At 50.7% G+C, this 19,382-nt stretch carries 16 protein-coding genes; 2 read left to right on the forward strand and 14 right to left on the reverse strand.

The annotated features are described in order from the left end of the window. Positions 1-153 precede the first annotated feature (153 nt). The 14 genes from ACXAFR_RS25900 to ACXAFR_RS25965 form a co-directional block, all read right to left on the reverse strand. Positions 154-867 (reverse strand): hypothetical protein, encoded by a 714-nt coding sequence (locus ACXAFR_RS25900; RefSeq protein ID WP_475182722.1) that lies wholly within the window; start codon positions 865-867, stop codon positions 154-156. Between the two features lie 543 nt (positions 868-1,410). After that, entirely contained in the window at positions 1,411-1,935 is a 525-nt protein-coding gene (locus tag ACXAFR_RS25905; RefSeq protein WP_475182724.1) for a DUF3237 domain-containing protein, read from the reverse strand. Between the two features lie 18 nt (positions 1,936-1,953). After that, positions 1,954-4,302 carry a TonB-dependent receptor gene (locus ACXAFR_RS25910; RefSeq protein WP_475182726.1) on the reverse strand — a complete coding sequence of 783 codons (2,349 nt, stop codon included), beginning with the start codon at positions 4,300-4,302 and terminating at the stop codon, positions 1,954-1,956. A 207-nt stretch (positions 4,303-4,509) separates the two neighbouring features. Further along, positions 4,510-5,964 (reverse strand): aldehyde dehydrogenase, encoded by a 1,455-nt coding sequence (locus ACXAFR_RS25915; protein WP_475182727.1) that lies wholly within the window; start codon positions 5,962-5,964, stop codon positions 4,510-4,512. Between the two features lie 18 nt (positions 5,965-5,982). Further along, positions 5,983-6,552, reverse strand: a complete 570-nt coding sequence (locus tag ACXAFR_RS25920; RefSeq protein WP_475182729.1) for a MarR family winged helix-turn-helix transcriptional regulator — start codon at positions 6,550-6,552, stop codon at positions 5,983-5,985. Positions 6,553-6,650: 98 nt separating this feature from the next. Beyond that, a complete protein-coding gene (locus tag ACXAFR_RS25925) occupies positions 6,651-7,046 on the reverse strand; it encodes a hypothetical protein (RefSeq protein WP_475182731.1) in 396 nt (131 codons plus the stop codon). Then, the gene (locus ACXAFR_RS25930) at positions 7,043-7,471 is read right to left on the reverse strand and encodes a c-type cytochrome (RefSeq protein ID WP_475182733.1); all 429 of its coding nucleotides are present in this window, start codon (positions 7,469-7,471) and stop codon (positions 7,043-7,045) included. Before ACXAFR_RS25930 ends, ACXAFR_RS25925 begins: the two co-directional genes overlap by 4 nt. Before the next feature lie 2 nt (positions 7,472-7,473). Further along, complete coding sequence (locus ACXAFR_RS25935; protein ID WP_475182735.1) at positions 7,474-9,051, reverse strand: FAD-binding oxidoreductase; 1,578 nt, start codon at positions 9,049-9,051, stop codon at positions 7,474-7,476. Positions 9,052-9,249: 198 nt separating this feature from the next. Next, positions 9,250-9,747 carry a nuclear transport factor 2 family protein gene (locus tag ACXAFR_RS25940; protein WP_475182736.1) on the reverse strand — a complete coding sequence of 166 codons (498 nt, stop codon included), beginning with the start codon at positions 9,745-9,747 and terminating at the stop codon, positions 9,250-9,252. Between the two features lie 41 nt (positions 9,748-9,788). After that, on the reverse strand, positions 9,789-10,538 hold the full coding sequence (locus ACXAFR_RS25945) for an SDR family oxidoreductase (RefSeq protein WP_475182738.1): 750 nt from the start codon (positions 10,536-10,538) through the stop codon (positions 9,789-9,791). Between the two features lie 418 nt (positions 10,539-10,956). Beyond that, a complete protein-coding gene (locus tag ACXAFR_RS25950; protein WP_475182740.1) occupies positions 10,957-12,126 on the reverse strand; it encodes a thiolase C-terminal domain-containing protein in 1,170 nt (389 codons plus the stop codon). An 804-nt stretch (positions 12,127-12,930) separates the two neighbouring features. After that, the gene (locus ACXAFR_RS25955; RefSeq protein WP_475182742.1) at positions 12,931-14,349 is read right to left on the reverse strand and encodes an aldehyde dehydrogenase family protein; all 1,419 of its coding nucleotides are present in this window, start codon (positions 14,347-14,349) and stop codon (positions 12,931-12,933) included. A 245-nt stretch (positions 14,350-14,594) separates the two neighbouring features. After that, on the reverse strand, positions 14,595-15,161 hold the full coding sequence (locus ACXAFR_RS25960) for an ATPase (RefSeq protein ID WP_475182744.1): 567 nt from the start codon (positions 15,159-15,161) through the stop codon (positions 14,595-14,597). Next, positions 15,158-15,637 carry a TA system antitoxin ParD family protein gene (locus ACXAFR_RS25965; protein WP_475182746.1) on the reverse strand — a complete coding sequence of 160 codons (480 nt, stop codon included), beginning with the start codon at positions 15,635-15,637 and terminating at the stop codon, positions 15,158-15,160. Before ACXAFR_RS25965 ends, ACXAFR_RS25960 begins: the two co-directional genes overlap by 4 nt. Positions 15,638-15,727: 90 nt before the next feature. Here ACXAFR_RS25965 and ACXAFR_RS25970 point away from each other — a divergent pair, with 90 nt between their 5' ends. Both ACXAFR_RS25970 and ACXAFR_RS25975 read left to right on the forward strand, forming a co-directional pair. Beyond that, positions 15,728-18,076, forward strand: a complete 2,349-nt coding sequence (locus ACXAFR_RS25970) for an ATP-dependent DNA helicase (RefSeq protein WP_475182748.1) — start codon at positions 15,728-15,730, stop codon at positions 18,074-18,076. Positions 18,077-18,134: 58 nt separating this feature from the next. Then, the gene (locus ACXAFR_RS25975; RefSeq protein ID WP_475182750.1) at positions 18,135-19,304 is read left to right on the forward strand and encodes a DUF6607 family protein; all 1,170 of its coding nucleotides are present in this window, start codon (positions 18,135-18,137) and stop codon (positions 19,302-19,304) included. The last annotated feature ends 78 nt before the right edge of the window (positions 19,305-19,382 follow it).

The raw sequence follows: 19,382 nt of genomic DNA on the forward strand, positions 1-19,382 counted from the left end.
TGCCAACAGGCTATCTAACTCGTTGATTTGCATAGAGATGGCATGAACCGCCAAATTTACCCTTGACGTTTCCAGTGGGAGGCGCTGAAAAGAAAGCGCTACTTTGGGGCAGGCGACCCAATAGATGACAGGCTATTCGGGCGTTACGACAGGCTACTGACCGCTGGAGCGAATGACTTCGCGGCCGTTAACGTACAATCTCTGCACTGGGCGACCTGTGTCTGTATACACCATTCGGTATTCTGCCTGAGCCCCCTCTTCGGCCAACCATAGGTTATTGTTCGCCCCAGATTGAACTTCGATCGCAGACAAGTGACCCTGCAATTCGTCGTTGGATGGCGGCCGTAAACTGAGAACAATTCCCCTCATGTAGCCGGCTTCAGCATGGGTTAGCGTGTATTCCGACAGCTGCTCGCGCACGCCAACCTGTTTATTTGCCGGGTCCAAGGGATCTCCCTCGCGGACAGGAAAATTGGCAAACGCCTGCACGGTTTCCGACAGTAATTGAGCATAGAGAGTTTGCGCATAGGACTGAAAGTCAGACTCACTCAACTGGTGTTTTAGCTCATACGCTTCTGCCCCATATCGCGCCATATACGCCAGAACTTTTTGAGGATCCCGCGTAAATGCCTCTCGCTGTAACTTGGCGATGGCAATACGGTGCGGCGCAGAAAAGCGTACGTCCGCCATCGCTTCACCGACGTAGATCATATCTTCAATCATCCCTCCGGTCAGAACCAGCCCGTGTTGTTCAACCAGAACTGTATCCCGTTTCGACAGGGATTTGGTCTCCTGCTGGCAACCGGTTATTAAGCCGACCAAAAGCAGACAGGATGAGGTCTTGGCAAAAAATCGCAGTGTCTTCATTTTATTATCATCTATCCGTGAAGAGGCTTGCAGTAATTACCGATTAGCTGAGTATGTCAGCGTTGTGTGGCAATTATTTGTCAGCTGCATCTTATGCACCGAGCTTATCGGTGCGCTGCTCAAGGATGATGGTGACTGCGTGAACATCTAGCGTCAAAAGCTCCCAGCATCGGAATGGGTGATGCAACTGGCGCTATTGTCTCCTGATTCTGTCTCTGTGTGAATGGCCGACAAACTCTGGGGAAGACTGCACGTCGGTTAAAATCAGCATGGAATCGTTGCATTTCATGAGGTTATCGACTTTTCGAGTAAAAAGCCTAGCGATGGACGACTCGAAAAAAAATCTCGACTTAACGCATTTTGGCACGCAAACCATCGTCCTGGCAGGAGATCGTAGAAATTCCTGATCCCGGCAAAAATCCGAGCAACGACAGGGGCCTTACGGTCATTTAACCACCTAATACCCAATGATCACAGTGGCTTGCCAATTGCCACCGTTAGCATTCTTGATCATCGCCACATTTGTCGTTTTTTACGGTCGTGCTACAACACGGCAAAATACCGAACGCAATTGCCATGCTGCTTACGCTTGCCAACACCGACGATGACATGACGCGTTATCCAATCGAATTCACCCGAGGCAACTTCAAACGTTGGATTCGCTCGGAGGTAATAATCATGCTCGGGAACCTCCGGTCCGTTATCGAAAATCCAGGCTCTTATTTTCTGGATGGTGTCGGGATAACGGCCCCAAAGGTATCCGCTGTTGCGTATCAAAATCAGCGCACCATTATCCGCTTCGATCATATAGCGGGCGTCGAATGAGACTGTTCCATCCGGCCGAAACGTCGCCCAATCACCACCACTGTCAGGAATAACACGCCCATTCAAATACGGCCCTGCGACCCTGCCAGCGTCCACATAGACAGCACCGCGAGTAAATCCTGCCGGCGTATCGTTGAGGGTATGGACGCGGGTAAAGTCGAGATCAATCTCAAACAAGTATTCTAACTTTGGGGCATCCGTAGTGGAGAATCCGTCAAAGGGAGACGGCATAAAATCACTCATTGTTATAGACCTTACTGATTAAAAATTTCGCCGAAGGGTCAATGACCACTCTCTGGGACGACCAACAACGCCAGACGCGTTACCAAACGTATTCACGTTTTCCGCGACTCCGGTGTAGTAAAATTCATCCAGCAGATTGGTGACTGCGGCACTGACAAGCCATGTATCGTCATTCAACGCAAAGGTTACGCGAGCATTGAGCAGTTCAATCGCGTCAATCTTGTTATAGGGGTTGTTAATCGCGTTGTAATAGAACTCTGATTGATAAGACCAATCAAGACGAGACGCCACCTCTCCAGGACCGATGGGTAGCCGGTATTCGATACCGGCAGCCAGCTGCCATTCACTGATAAACGGCGCCGTCATATCTTCGGTTACCAAGGTCGCAGGATTGGTGATCTCGGTATAGTCAAAATCCAGATAGCCAAGATTGGCATCAAGCCTCAAGCGCTCCGTCGGCAACCATTCCAACTCCAGTTCGGCACCAAGAATTTCAGCGTCGCCCGCGTTATCTGGCGTGGCGCAGGACAGCACCACACTTTCAGGACACTGATAGCGCACCAGCTGCATGTCCGTGTAATCGTTGAAAAAAACAGCGCCGTTGATCCGCAAACTCTCCTGCAAAACATCTGCTTTCAAGCCAGCCTCGACACTGACAACCTCTTCCGGACCGAAGTTATAAACCTGATCCGGCGCCGACGGACGGGGGTTGACGCCACCACCTTTAAAGCCCGTGGTCACCTGAAAATACGTCATTAGCTGATCGTTCCAGCGGTGATCAAGGCCTACCCGATAGTCTACGCGCTCATCTTCGAAAGAATTGACCAGCCCATCCAGCCCCGCAACCAACCAGTTTTCGGTAAACGGAATTCCGGAAATCTCAGTCCCATCACTGTTACGACGGCCGTACTGGTAGTGTTTTTCGTCTTCGGTGTAGCGTACGCCAGCGATGATATTCGTGGTTGCTGATAGGTGGAATTCCCCGTGGGCGAACAGCGACTGACTTTTACTGGTGATGGGACTGTTTAATAAAAAATCCATTTGCGTGGTGGGAATAAAATTACGGCCACCGAAACGCTGATCAGCATCGTAGTAGTAAGCACCAAAGGTCGCATTTACCGCGTCACCAAAGCGTGTGGAAAGTCGTAATTCCTGAGTCAGCTGTTCGTGTTCGTATTCAAACACTTCTAACAGAATCGCCAAGGGGGAACCATCGACGTCAATTGCTGAGCGCCCTTCTGCTTTTCGGAATGCTGTTATCGATTTAAGACTTACCTCGTCCGTCAGTCGATAGTCCAGAGTGACGGCAGTGCCATAACTGTCCACCTCGCTAATGGGTTTTGTCGAGAAGCCGCCAGGCGCAACACTTCCCGGGATTCCAAAAACATTGGTGTAGTTACCACTGCTGTCATAGGTTGCGTAAGAGGTGTAGCTTTCCTCTGGCGTAATAAAGCGGGAATCAAAGGGAATTCCTGCGAGAGGACTTGATGCATCGTAACTCCGCACCAATGGGTAATCCGCATAGAACAGTTTGGTCGCGACGGTTTCAGACCGATCTCTGGCAGCGTCGACACTGGCATTAATCTCAAGCGCATGATTGTCAGGTGCAAAACGAAGGGCGATGCGACCAGACTGAACATCCTGTCCTCCCTCAGTCCCCAGACGGCAAGAACGACTGTTTGGGTTTACCGCGGCGATCGCTGAATCGGGAAAACGGCAACCATAATCGAGTAATTGCATATGTCCGTCGCGCTCTTTGGTCACTCCGGAAAGGCGCATAAATAACGCGTCATTAATCGCAAATTCACCACTGGCACGAACGTCAAGTCGATCAAAATCGCCGCCTGTCACCTCAACAAATCCACCGCCATTACCGTCCGGTTTCCGGGTAAACAACTTTACCGAACCACCAATAGAATTCTTGCCCGCGAGGGTTCCCTGTGGCCCTCTCAATATTTCCACGCGATCGAGATCGGTTAAATCCATCACCGCACCATAGGTCACTCCATAGTAGACGTCATCGATGTAGATACCGACACCGGGTTCAACCGCAAAGCTGGAGTCAGACTGACCAACACCCCGAATAAAAGCAGCGATCGCGCTGCCGTTTAAACTGGGCGATTGAGACAGAGCGACATTAGGAGCGTAACGACCCACGTCAGCGACCGATTCTTGGCCTCTGTCTTCCAATACCTCTCCAGAGATCGCCGAAATCGCAATGGGAATATCCTGCAGTGATTGCTCTCGATACTGAGCGGTTACGACAATCTCCTCTATCACTTGAGATACCGCCGCATCTGTCAACGCAACCAGGGAGCCGGCCATCAGCGAAGCCCCCCAAAATCGGTTTGTGTTCTGGTTATACATTATTATTGTCCTTCCAGATATTTTGGTAATGCTCAGAATTGACCACCGAGCTGATCACGCCACTGTATACTCGCCCTCTGTCTCATAGTGTGTAAATTTCGATGAATACTCTGTGTAACAAAAACGCGATCAATAGATCCACACAGACACCATTCAGTATCTCTGCGGCACACGATCCTATGGCACTCTGAAAATAGACCTATTGAATTACGGCGTTACGGTAATCAGCGTTTTCGTTTCTGTGTAGGGCGCAATGCCTTCAGCTCCACCCTCACGACCAATACCGGATTGCTTAAAGCCACCAAACGGCAGTGTGAAGTCAGCCTTCAGTCCATTTTGCGCGATGTTACCCGAGCGAATTTGACGTGCGATTCGGTAGACCTTATCGGCATTGTGACTCAAGACGGATGCATTTAATCCATAGGGTGTGTCATTCGCCAGAGAGATTGCATGCTGGGTATCCTGCGCGGGAATGAGGCACAATACTGGACCAAAGATTTCTTCTTGAGCAATACGCATCTTGTTGTCGACGTTAGCGAACAACGTTGGCTCAAAATAAAATCCTTCCTTCATATGTGTGGGCGACTTGCCTCCACACACAAGCCTGGCCCCCTCTTGTTGTCCCAGGTCTACGTAACCTCGCACCCGCTCTAATTGTCGTGCCATCGCAATCGGCCCCATCTCTGTCGTTGGGTCAGAGGGATCGCCTATCTTGACGGTCGACATCACACGGGCAATGGCTTCTGCCAACGCATCGTGTCGGGACTCGGAAACAATCACCCGGCTCAATAATGCGCAGACCTGTCCACACAAAATGGTGCTGCCTCTCGCCAAAATCTCGGCCGCCTCATCAATCGGAAAATCATCGGTAACAATCGCGGGAGATTTGCCACCCAGCTCAAGCGTCACTCTTGCCATGCGCTCGCCAGCGACGCTGGCGATACGCTTTCCGGCCAGCGTAGATCCAGTAAAACTGATTTTGTCGACACCAGGATGTCGTACCAGATAATCTGACGCCTCTCGATCGGCTGGTAACAGGTTTAAAACCCCTGGCGGCAAGACCTCAGCAGCCACCTCAGCGATAATATATGCTTCCAACGGTGTCTCTGGTGACGGCTTCATGATCACTGTACAACCCGCCGCAAGCGCCGGTGCGATTTTCTGGACCATGATACTGAGAGGCATATTCCAGGGAGAAATGGCAGCGACGACCCCGACCGGTTCGCGTATCACCCGCGCGTAGTGACCTGGCAGACTGCTGTCACCACCGGTTTCCCAGGTGTAGTTTTCTGCGATGTCGCCATAGCTTGCCAAGGTTGCCAAGGCCCCACCGACTGCCATCGGAGCAAAACTGGACAAACCACCAACCTGAGCCGTAAACACCGCTTCCAGTTCACGGCTACGCTCTTGCAGCATAGCCGACAACTTTCTAAGCGCATTGGCACGATCCGCTAGGGACCATTCTCGCCAATCGCCGCGATCAAAGGCAGCTCTGGCTGCCGACACCGCCTTATCGACATCCTGTTCCGACGCCTCGGCTACACGACAAAAGGCTTCTCCCGTGTGCGGATTGATTAGCTCAAACCCCTTACCAGAGGCGTCCACCCATTCGCCATCAATAAATATTTTATCGTTATTCTTTATTGAGAACTGCGCGTTCATAAGTTGACCTAACGTAGTTTATTGTCCATCCAGAGCTGCCCTCGTATTTTTTACGAACAGCAACTCACCGTCTTCATCTTCTTCGGTGACCCGTTCGATCAGAGCCTTTAGGTAATGATCAAAGGATAGTATTTCGTCCAACCGCAAAGACTCAAACATATACAACGCGACACGATTGGTCGTTGGCATCATCTTGTCAAACAGGTTTTTGCCTTGCTTCGACAGCCGAATTAATTTGCGACGACGATTTTCAGGGTCAATCTTGACCGTAATCAAACCGCGCTTTTCCAAAGCGACGATGGTTCTGGAAACCGCCATTACACGCATTCCCGTTGCTTCAGCAATTTCATGGGATGCGGTGACGCCCATTTGCCCCACCATCATCAAACCACGAAATTCGTTCAGCGTTATGTCGTGTTGGTGCTCTAAATTTTCAGAAAACGACGCAAAAATACACTGGTGAAGTTTTAAAAATCGATTGAGTGTTTCCAGCGGTTTATACACATAGGTGCGATCTTCACCGACCTGGGAATCCGCAGCTGTACTGTCGTTGACGTTGTAATCTTCGTTGGTGACCACAATTTTCATAGCGCCCTTGCAGATTGACTGAATTTACCGTGACAGGCAGATGCTAACACTCTCTGCTGATACAATAAAATCCGGCAGGATGCTACTGATCACTGCGCTCATGCCATCATCCAGTAGACATAGTCATTATCCCGAGCTAAAGACAACAGGGTCTCTGGCGCGACCAGCCTCCGCCCCTGCTCTTCAAACGCGCCTTTAAAGATCACGTAATCGGACCAGCGGGTGATGCCAACAATGCGATCTACCTTTGCCGCGGAGAAAGCACGCAACGCACGCCATTGCTCGATCGCATTATCAGTCGGGCGATATGCCTGCCAACGCCCAACAGCCGTCAATCGCTGTTGCACAGACTGAATGTCTTCGAGATGCTCATCGCAGATCAGTAACTGGCTGACCTGCGTAGGCGACGTATGTTGACCTTCTGCAGAAGCATGTGGGATCACAACGACAGCCCCCGTCCACAACAAAAATTCTCGCCGCGACAGTGGATTCATTGCGCCACCTCCAGAAAATTAGCAATGCGTGCCAATTCTTGATCCGTAACATCCACCCCAGTCAAACGAGGCATAGCCCCCTTGCCATTACGTACTACCGCCTTGATATAGTCTTTGGTTAAATCGGTACGATTAACCAGAAGTCCCATTTGGGGCGGCTCGCCAAGAGCAAGTCGTTGAAGCGTTAGTAAGTTTGTCGCCATTCCCCCTTCCAGATGGCAATATCCACACGTGTGAGAATATAGGGTTTCGCCGTTGGCACTGTGCTCCATACGGTCGTTATAGCTCAGCGGCTCGCGAACTTGATATTCCATAAATGGCAATGCTTGAGGTTCAGGCGCAGACGCATCTTCACCAGATACCAAAGGGGAAACGCAGATAACCCCCGCCAATAGGCTCCACCAAACTGTTTTATTTGCGGCCATCGCTATGCCCTCCCCTGACCTGAAAATTCACGGTAGGCGGTAGGCCATATCCCCTGTTTACCGGGCGATAATATACCCCTCGGATCCAATGCATCTTTGACCGTACGATTCAGTTTACGCATAGCTCCGTCATTAAAATCGTAGGTATCCATGACATCATCCATCCAGGCCAAATGAGTGCGGTACTCGCCGTATCCCGCGTCGGCCGTGGTTTTAATCAGATCTGAAAACAAAGCCTTCACTTTGCGTACGCCTTCGGCATCATCCCGGTCGTACATCAACATATTGATGTTGTTGGCAAAGCGTCCATGAATGGTAAAACTTGCATAGAAATCGAGATCATACTCGGCGATAAGTTTGCGGCTGCGTTTTAGTTGTCCCATCACATGCTGAGACGTTGCCGGCACAACCGGCGAGAAACCAAGATGTGCGCCGCGGCCACCCACCCAATTTCCCATTTGTAACGCTACAGCAGACGGAACACCGAGACTGACGTCCATCGATGAAATGGGATCGCCCTGATGCCACCAGTCTTCGGTAAAGGGCGTCTTGATATGTTTAGCAAACGCTTTTCTAACCGCAGCCGCCTTAGCGTTAACGATATCATCCGTGCCATACAAACGTAGACTGACCTGCCAGTACCCCAAATGATATTGTTTGAGCAGCTCCTGAACTCGCCACTCCGGCATCGCCCCTGGCTTATCCCAAAAATCCCGGCGTTGCCCCATGACGCATATTTTTCCCAACCAACTGGGAATAAAAATGGATTGATCGACAACACCGCTGGATTTTAGCGGCGTCAAGGTATCGATCACCCAACCAATATCTTCCTCTTTAGGAATTTCAACCGTCATCAGCATGGACGCCTCAGGTTTCGGCTGCAACCAGAGGCCCATATTGGTCACAATGCCAAAATTGGATTGGGTAAACATCAAATCCCAAGTGGGGCCGTATCCCAGTGGAAACAGATGAGCTGAATGATTGCCTTCCATGGCGCCCAAACCGGTACGCACCAGATCACCGGTTGGCAACACAACCTCCATTCCACAAATGTTGCGTGCATGCAATCCGTACGGGGTATAGCCGACACCGTGATCGAGAGCATTTCCCATAACCGATCCCCAGCCATTGCCGGGGACAGACATCATCAATTCAGGATTGTTTTTTTCCAGATATTCATAGAGGTCAAAAAAACTGACACCTGGCTCAATGACACAGTAAGACAAATCTGAATCCGCATGCAGGACACGATTTAAGCGCCCCAAATCCAACACAATACTGCCAGCCATTCGCGGCGCCGCGGTGCCATAACCCAGGTTTTTCCCTCGGGAAACCGTCCATAAAGGTGTTCTATATTCGTTCGCAATTCGCACGACGGCTTGGATTTCTTCTACAGAGCCTGGCGCCACAGCCGCTGCCGGCGCCCACTGAGATTCAGGACCCGGAGCATACAAATCGGAATAGGTGGAACGGTCCTGATCTGAATCCAAAACCCACTGCTTACCGACAGCGTCTTCAAAGGCCATTAAGGCGCGATTAAAATCGCCCTCTTTCACGTTTGGGGGTAACGTTAATTTCATAGTCAGAGCTCTTTGCCTGGTTATTGTTATATCAAGCTATATTATTATCAGATGTTACTATTAAGAACACTTAAATCAAGCGTGCAATCGGTGTAGATTGCTCAAAAAATGGGATGGTATGTCCCAAAAAACAATTAATTACGGAGGCTACCGAAAGAATCCTCCGCGTAAAACAATGATGCTTCGCATCATATGTGACTATATTTTTCGCTGAAGTGATTCTGGCCGCCGACGGGGACGCCACTCACCGTGCCCCGGAAATCGAGACAGAACCTCACCGTCCCAAAGGCGAATTCGCCGCAAATCGAAGCGCCATTTCCCGCGCTCGTCCACCACCGCTTCATCCTCATACCAACCAGCAAAACGCAAAGTATAAGGAGGCTCGCCATGGCATTCCGTCACAAAGGCAAAAGATCGCATGGCAACGCGCTGAGCATCCAACCGGGTATACTGGGTTTGCGTGACATGATGCTGACGCCCGGGAAATCCCGGCGCTGAAAAATAATGCTCCGCTAAACCCCTGATACCTTCATGCCCTTCCCACACATCAGGATCTTCAAACACCTCTTCGATCACCGCACCCCGCTCGGTAAAGCAAGCCACCAAACTGTCAACATCGCCGGTATCCAATGCCCATGCGTAATTAGCAATTAAATCTTGAAGACCCAAGCGTTCCTCAACCGAAATGTTCATCATCACCCCTCCGTTGAAACCGCCGATCAACCAGCGGTCATTTACTATTTAAAACTGACCGCACCACCATCCACAAAGAGATCAATACCGGTGATAAACGATGACTCACTGGATGCCAAAAAGAGTACGGCACTCGCCGCTTCTTCCTGCGTACCCATTCGTCCCATAGGTACAGCACTGCACATTTGCTCCCGCAACCGACCCACCTCGGCATCCGACAAGCCCGAACGGTACAACAAGGGCGTTTCCACCGGCCCAGGGCTAAAGCAGTTGACACGAATGCCTCGACCCACAAGCTCAACACCGACATTCCTGACCAGTGCTCGCAACCCGGCTTTTGACGCCGCATAGGCACTGTTACCCGGCAGGCCCATCACATGACCAATTGACGAAGTCACTACGATAGATGCGCCCTCGGACATCAGTGGTAAGGATTTTTGAATCGCAAAGAAAGGGCCTTTAAGGTTTATCGACAGCATACGATCCCAATCGGATTCCAAGGTCTTCTCTACCGGTAGAAAGTGACCGATGCCGGCATTCACAAAGAGAACATCAATACGCCCAAATCGTTGCTTCACAGACGCTACAACACTATCGATATCCGCTAGATTCGAAATATCCGACGTTAACCCCAGAGTATCACCGCCTAACTGCTCTACTGCTGCAGCCAAGGTTTCTGAATTACGCCCCGTAATCACGACCTTAGCACCTTCTTTGCAAAAAGACTGGGCAGACGCCAAACCGATACCGCTGTTTCCGCCAAAGATCACAACAACTTTATTTTTGAATCGCATAAACCCTCTTTATTATGTTTTTCCGGGCTGATATTCGTATGGAATATTAAAAAGATATACCTATCGTTTGTTATTATAAATTCGTGATTTTTCACTACCGCCAGGCAACTGCCAATGATAATCAGAGAAAAACTGCGTTTTTTTCCAGCAAGAAAATTATATTGATATCATATGTTACAAAAAACCCTAAAATCATACAAGATTGCGCCGTTAACTTCTGAGAGAAAATTAACTGAGCTACGATTTGGCAAAGTGAAAACCATGGCGCACAAAAAGTGAGGCCCTGGGAAAGAAAAAGAACAAAAACACGATCAGAGAAATCGAGAACCGTAGGGAATAGAGCGGGTTAAGAGAAAATCGAAGATATAAAGGCGCTTTCGGGGGCTTCTATCCCCGAAAGCGAGAGACGCAATTTACATTATGCGCGACTGAAAATGTGGGTGTAAACAGCAGACGCCGCGCCCCCGAAGCTCTGTGACATGGCCACATCCGCTTTGGAAACCTGATTATCTCCAGCTTGATCGGTCAATTGCAAAAAGCACTCAACCACCTGGTAGCAACCTGTCGCTCCCACGGGATGACCCCGGGACTTCAGCCCACCAAAGGTACAAATGGGAATTTTTCCATCCAACATAATATCCCCATTTTTCGCCAGATCAGTGCCGGTACCCGCATCGGCAAACCCCATCGCTTCCATGCTCAGTGCGTTCATAATGGTGTAGGCATCGTGCAGCTCGATCATATCAATATCGTCAGGCCCCATATCTGCCTGACGGTAGGCCGCCGCTGCACTGTCTTTCGCCGCCTTGAGTTCCAACAACGATTCACGCAGTGACAACGCCAGGCGATCAGAAGCTGCGCTACTCGCCAACACCTTAACGATTGGCTTGCCAGCCGCAGCGGCTGCCAATGCCACATCTTTATTAGCAACGACGACTGCTGCCGCACCATCACAAATGGGTGGTGCATCAAACAAAGTAATTGGCGAAACCAACTCTCGCCCGGTTTTATACGTTTCGAAGTCCAATGGCTTACGCAACATCGCGTTAGGATTTTTTAAACCATTGGAATGTGATGACATGGAAAAATTCGCAAAGTCGTCATGACTGGTGCCGTAATTATCCATGTAACGCTGCATCAATTCTGCATTCAAAGAGATAAAGGTTTTGCCCTTGCTTCCCTCTGTCGGCCAGTGACTGCCCGTACGCAGAACATCTGTAACCTCAGCATGGGTCTTGTGGGTCATCTGTTCAGCACCGCAAGCAACAACGGCACCATACTGTTGAGATGCTACCGCCATGACAGCCATTCTGACGGCGGCTGCGCCGGAGGCGCAGGCGCCTTCGATCGTCATTACCTCGCAACCGGTCAGACCGGCCTCATTCGCGATCAACGTCGATATCAACTGCTGATTGCAAATCATGCCAGACATCATATTACCAACGTAGAGCGCACCGACATCCTCGGGATCGATCCCCGAATCGTGAATCGCTTTGGTAACCGCTTTGCTACCCAGGGTTGCAGGCGATGAATCTGGATACTTACCGACAGGCAGTTGGCCAGCACCAATGATGTATACGTCTTCCATAGTCAGGATCTCTCGTTCTCAGGTATTTTGAGCGTTTGTTTGGATTGAAGATCAATGTGACTAACAGCTAGTTAATGACCGGAAAGCGACATAACCATAGTCTATTGGTTGTTTTGCAAAGCCTATACCCGTAATGCGGCGAATAGATTACAAAATTACTCAAATACCTCGGAAAACAGAGTGTTTTTAGACTATTCAGACGACACAGGAAAATAGGTTGCTGTTTTTACTGCAAAAATAAGTAACACACCGAAGCGTTTCTTTTCTACACATCTGTTTGTTTCGGTCAAAAAATTCTATGACGTTTCATCAACTAATGACTTGATTTGGTGCAAACACCCCATGAATGTTTACTTAAGGATCAGTTTTATAGGAATTACGTGGCGTATAAATCAAAATATCTTTTTTCCATATAGCAAAACGCTATGTTACAAACCGTAACATATAAGAAATCGTAAGAACGCTGTCGTTTCAAAAGATACCCATGATTTTTCTAAAATTCAGGCCCCTTTATGATCATAAGGCGACGTTTAAATCTGTTCCCTTTTTTTAACGGATATTTGGACATTTTGGGTGAAGTTTTGGGTTGGGTATGCAATTAAAAACGACACCACGAAAGGTCTGAAAAATGACTGGGGCGAATTTTTTTCTGTGAAGAAACAGGCGCCGCACTATTACGGATCACTCTTTGTTTTAAATGACAGCCTGCTTTCACATTTAGACAACACATAATAGCTTCATGAAAAAAGCCCCCAGTTGGAGGCTTTTACGAACAGATCTCAGCAATTACTCGTTATTCATTGGTTATCCGCCGATAACCGATTTTTTCTCCATAAACTCTTCCAGTCCAAACTTGCCAAATTCACGACCATTGCCGGATTTTTTATAACCGCCAAAAGGACACGAAAAATCCAAGCCACCCGAGTTCACATAAACGGTGCCAGCGCGTAAACGCGGCACCATGGTCGCAGCAACTTCCGGATTGCCAGCAATGTAAGCGCCAAGCCCGTATTCTGTATCGTTGGCAATTCGAATGGCTTCCTCATTGTCTTTATAAGAGATAACCACCAGAACAGGCCCAAATATTTCTTCCCGTGCGATGGTCATATCGTTGGTGACATCTGCGAATACCGTCGGCTTGATATAAAAGCCTTTAGACATACCCTCAGGGAGACCTGGCCCACCGGCGACGACACGGGCGCCCTCTTTTATTCCCTGTTCAATCAAGCCCTGAATTTTTTCGAATTGGGATTTATTGACCACAGGCCCCAGGTGATCTCCTTCTTGCAGCGGATCGCCAACTCGTTTGCTATTCATAATGCCCGCGATGATTTCCAAAGCGTCATCCACTTGGGACTCGTGTACCAACATCCGCGTTGGAGCGATACAACTCTGTCCAGAATTCAATAGTAAGCCACCCACAACGGCAGGCAAAGCAACATCCAATGGCGCTCCCTCAAGAATGATTGCGGGAGACTTGCCACCCAGCTCTTGATGCACGCGCTTTACTGAATCTGCCGCGGCTTTCGCCACCAGGGTTCCCGCCCGAGTGGATCCCGTAAATGAGACCATATCCACATCTGAGTGCGCCGCGAGCGCCTCACCGGCCGTCGGTCCATCACCCTGCACCAGATTGAAAAGACCGGCGGGAACGCCTGCGGCATCAATAATTTCCGCGAAGATTTTCGAGGTCGCAGGTGTTTCTTCCGATGGCTTTAAAACCACCGCATTTCCGGCTGCCAGAGCAGGAGCCACTTTGGCTACGGTTTGGTTCATTGGCCAGTTCCACGGGGTAATCAAAGCAACCACACCGATGGGTTCAAACACCACGCGGTTATCGCCTACTTTTTCCTGCATTTCAAAACCCGCCAGCGCTTCAATGGTTGAACCAAGATGCCCCATACCGGAACCGGCCTGTGCTGTTGACGAGATGGAAATCGGACATCCCATTTCAATTGAAATCGCTTTGGCAATATCAGGCACTCGCTTTTGATACTCTTCCATGATGCGCTGTAGTATCGCGATGCGATCTTCTTTACTGGCTCCGTAGTTGGCATCAAACGCAGCCTTGGCGGCTGCAACGGCCTTATCGACATCGCCTTTCGTGCCCAGCACAACCTCACTGCAGGGCGCCTCCGTTGCAGGATTGATGGTTTGGTGCAACTTGCCAGCGTCGCTATCTACCCAGGTGCCATTGATATAGTGCTGCGTACAGTTATACATAGGAGTCTCTTTTGGTTATCTGTTTTGTTGTGAAACGTGTGTCTGGCACAGGGCCACCAACGCCTCCCTGACCGGCTCGTTCAGAGCAGAAAAATCAACGTTTGTTGATCAATAATTGCAGAAGCTAGTGTATTGAAGAGACTCAAAGAAAGGCAACGCGAGCCGAGCGAAATCCAGGCTCAAGCGTGAAACGACTTGTGTCAAAAATGGAACATGATAGCGAGTGCGGTTCGCCGTTTGACGAATCAGGTCAGTAAATACTGCACCCAATCTGGCAGCGGGTCTTGATGCTTCTCTACAGCTTCCTGGCGAACAGTCATCACCGGTAAAAACGGCTGTTCAATGCTGGAATTGTCGAGCACTCTTAACTCATCACACAGCGGAATGGCTCTACGCACATGCTCCAACGTGCGAGGAATACGAGTACGCACTTTGTCTTCTGGAACAAAGTGCCCTCCCTCATCGACTCGCTGAGCAATGCGCGCGCAGTTTAAGTCTGGCGATACGACGTGGATAAACACCAGAATAATCTGATAGGACAAAGCTCGAGCCTGAGCGAGAAAATCTATTTTTGAAGGATGGGAGAAGACGGTTTCAAAACAGAAACTCGCCCCCTGATGCAACTGCTGATGACGCAGACTCTCTGCGATACGCGCCGCCTGATAACTGTTGCCTTCAGGATCGTCGGGAAATACATCGCGAGCGATCAAGTCAGCATTTATAAACGGCATCCCCAAAGGTTGGAGTGCCAGTCGGTAAAACGTACTTTTGCCGGCACCGTTACCACCAACCAGCATCCACAATTGCTTCACAGAGGCTCAAACTCTCCATTGTGAAAGCGTCCAACCGTGACCTTACCTTCAGGCGAGATCTGCTCGAGGCACCCTGGGTGCGATACTGAAGCCTGATAGCGAATACGGCCGGGACTGATTGCCTGCGTCAGGCTTCCTTCGACACGCCCCTTATCCAGAGCAGCAAATACAGCATCGGCGTTAACGGCAGCCGTCGACGCGTCTTCAACCCGAATACGAACCAGACCAGCATTGACGGCAAGTAAGGTCTCTGGCGTCAAGACCTGTGCGACGCGGCGTCCTAGATCTGCCCAGTATTCAATTTGCTCTGTGGCGCTTCGGTGCAACATTGAGCCGGCAACGGTTGCCGCATCCATAAGAGAACTTTCCAGCCTGACTGGCGATGATGCCTTTGCCATAATCCAAACCTCTAACAACCGATAAGGGATAAACCTCAAGTCATTGTAGCAGTCTGCTACAAACTGATCAATATCCATACAATCCCCTATACCAGCCGCGCTTGCTGCCGAACACCTGGCTCACTACACTGGCGCCTCATTGAGTAATAAACGGTATCCCCAAAGCGGATGAGCGACAGCCCCTCACTAACCGTGTCAGTCACCACACTCTGCGATTTCGCCGCTCGTCGCGGCAGTCTCGATTACCGTTACACGCCATCGGTATCCGCCACCGAAGGGGCGGACGCCCACCGACGCCTACAGTCTCGTCGTGAACCGGGCTACCAACCAGAATATTCACTGCAGGGCTACTGGCATCAACTGCTTGTGCAAGGGCGCTCCGATGGCCATTTCACCTACAAGGACGGTCAGCCGGCGCTCGAGGAAATCAAAACCTATCGCGGAGATATCTCGCGCATTTCTGCCGATCGCCAGGCGCTTCACTGGGCGCAACTGAAGGTATATGGCGCACTGTTCTGCGCCACCGAGAGCCGAGAGTCTGTGTGGCTGCGCTTGACGTATTACAATCTCGACAGCGGAGACGAGTCCCCCCACGATCAGCTTTGGCAGCGTCAAGCCCTCTTCGATTACCGCGATACGCTGTGTGCAGGCTACGCGCGTTGGGCAGAGAACGAACAACAGCATCGACAGACGCGCGATGACTATTTGCGTAACCTGGTGTTTCCCTACCCCGCCTTTCGATCCGGTCAACGCGAACTCAGCGAAACCGTTTATAAAGGCATCGCAACCCAAACACACTTGCTGTTACAAGCGCCAACCGGCAGCGGCAAAACACTTGGTGTCTTGTTTCCCAGTCTGAAAGCGCTGGCGTATCGGTCGCTGGATCGTGCCTTTTTCCTCACGATGCGTACCACCGGCAGAACCCTGGCATTGGATGGTATTCGACAGCTGCTGGTGACCAACAGATCGACAGCGCTTGCGGAGGCACAACCGCTGCGCATTCTGGAAATGACCGCGAAGGAAAAAAGCTGCGAGAACCCGGATCGCAATTGTCATGGTGACGACTGCCCCCTCGCCGATGGCTTTTACAATCGCCTGGAAGCCGCCCGCGAAGATGCGATACAAACACCGTTGCTGGATCAGCCGAACCTGCGCACCATCGCCTTGAGACACCAACTTTGTCCCTATTTTTTTGCTCAGGAAATGGCCCATTGGAGCGACCTGGTGGTCGCTGACGTCAATCTCTATTTTGATCAGACGGCGCAACTCTATGGCCTTACCTGCCAGGATCAGTGGCGCAGCTTGGTGATCTGCGATGAAGCTCATAACCTGATTGATCGGGCTCGGGGCATGTACAGCGGCGAGCTGCCGCAAAAGCTGTTTTTAAACGCCCAGCGACGCCTGCCAGCGACGCTCAAATCGTCCCTATCGAGCGTCCTCAAGATATGGAGGGAGATGGTAAAGGATGCCCGCGATTCAAAAGCAAGTGTGCGAGAAGATTCCCGCACCGTTTGCGCACTTGCCGATTTCCCAGACGGCTTATTAACCAGATTGCATCGCCTCTCGTCCCGTATTGCGGACGCCCTGGCAGAGACACCGGACGATCGTGACTTGCAAGAGAGCCTGCTCACCATCAGTAGTTTTCTCAAACTTGTCGACGTTTTCGGAGAACATTCTTTACTGCTGTTAGACATCTCCGATACTGCCGGAGAATCTAGCCTGTTGATTGAAAATCAAATTCCGGCCGACCATTTGCAAGAACGCTTTGCCCGCGCCTACGTCAGCATTCTGTTTTCCGCGACTCTGACGCCAGCAGAATTCTATAGCGATATGCTGGGCCTGCCTGCAAAAGTCATTTGGAAATCACTGCAAAGCCCGTTTGCCGCGAGCCAAGCGGATGTGCGGCTGATCACCTACATCAGTACACGCCTGCAAGACCGAGCCGCTTCGGTATCCCTGATGGGCGAGCGCATCGTTCAACTGCAGAGCACAAAGCCGGGAAACTATTTAATCTATACGAGCAGCTTTAGTTATCTCAACGCTGTGGCCGATCACGTCGAAAAAAACTACCCCAACCTCACCTGCCTGCGTCAACGGCCAAACATGAGCGAGCCCGCCAGAGAGGAATTTATCAATAACCTGCGCACCCGCCAGGGTGTGACTGCGTTTGCTGTTTTAGGCGGCGCCTTCGCCGAGGGCATTGATCTGCCGGGACAGCAACTGATCGGAGTCGTCGTCGCCACGCTAGGCTTACCTCCGGCCGATTTTCGCGGTGAAAAACTGAAACAGCGTCTGCACGCCCGCTTTGGCTACGGCTACCAATACGCCTACCTTTATCCGGGACTGCGCAAAGTCATTCAAGCCGCTGGGCGACTCATTCGTACCACTGAAGACGCGGGCACGATAGAATTGATCGACGACCGTTTTAGCCGGGCAGAGATCACGGCACTGTTGCCCGATTGGTGGCAACCTCGATTTATCGAGTCCCCCAATCAACAGGAGCCGGTAGAAAACTAGATGTAAAAACTGGAATCACGCCATCTCGCGCCCTTTCGATGCGACTACGAGGTTAAACATGCTCAGAAAAACACTGGATTTATCGTTAGCTTCCCTGACGGCTGGCAGCACGCTGGCTTGCTTATTGACGCTGTCCAGCAGCGCTCTTGGGAACACAGAAACGACATCTTCGGACTGTACACCACCACAATTTACCTTTAGCTGGCCGCTATCGGAACACTGTGCGCCATCGCCCCGCGGTGGCAGCTCCACCGGCGCCGACGTTACTATTGATGCCGCCCCCTATCCTGGCTGGCAAAAACTCCAGGAGTCTGGCCTAACGCCCTTTGAAAAAGATCGCCGCGCGATCCTCGCGATGGCCGGCCCCTACCGAGTCTCTTTCGACTTCCTCGAAATTGCAGGGTATAAATCTGACTACCAACGAGACAAACCCTACCAATCCTGGGGCACAGAGTATGTCTATGTGGTTGCCGACGAGCCGGAATTTATCAGCCTACAGCACCTAATGGTCATGTACTTTAAAGACGCCGACGGCAAGATCTCCGAACCCATGGTGATGAAACACTGGCGTCAAGACTGGACGTATGAAGACAAAGAACTACTGGTTTACCAGGGCGAAGATCGCTGGCAACACGAAAAGGTTAGTCGCAAAGATCGCAAAGGACGCTGGAGCCAGGCCGTTTTCCAGGTCGACGATGCGCCCCGTTACGAAGCCATGGGACGTTGGGAGCACAACGACAGCTTTTCCAGCTGGCACAGCGACGAAACGTCACGACCTCTTCCTCGGCGGGAATCTTCCGTCAGAAATGACTACCAAATTCTGACCGGCTATAACGAACACATCATCACTCGCCACGGCTGGATTCAAGAAGAAGAGAATCTTAAAGAGCGCCTCGATGCAAACGGGAAACCCTTGTCTGAATTGCCGTTTCTGGCAAAGGAGATCGGCATCGCGCGTTATCAACCGGCCAGCAGTGTCGACTTTGCGCCCGGGGATGACTATATGGAAACCGCGGGGCAATTCTGGAGCGACGTCCGCAAGGCGTGGGATGAGGCTCTCGCCTCAGCCGATCGTGTTCATTTGCAAAGTGAGATTGATGGTGTTCCGTTATTTGCGACGCTATTTGACTATGCATCAAAGGTCCAAGAGCAGGCGACGTACGATTCTGCCGCAGGCTATGAATTCGCAAAACAAACCATCGCTAAGCACTTGACGACGGACAACTAAAACAACACCAAACAGCAAGCTGGCGAACACAGCGACAGCCTGCTGTTACTTGTTAAAATTCACCGATACCAAGAATCA

The organism is Pseudomaricurvus sp. ABR4_320 (assembly GCF_056159445.1).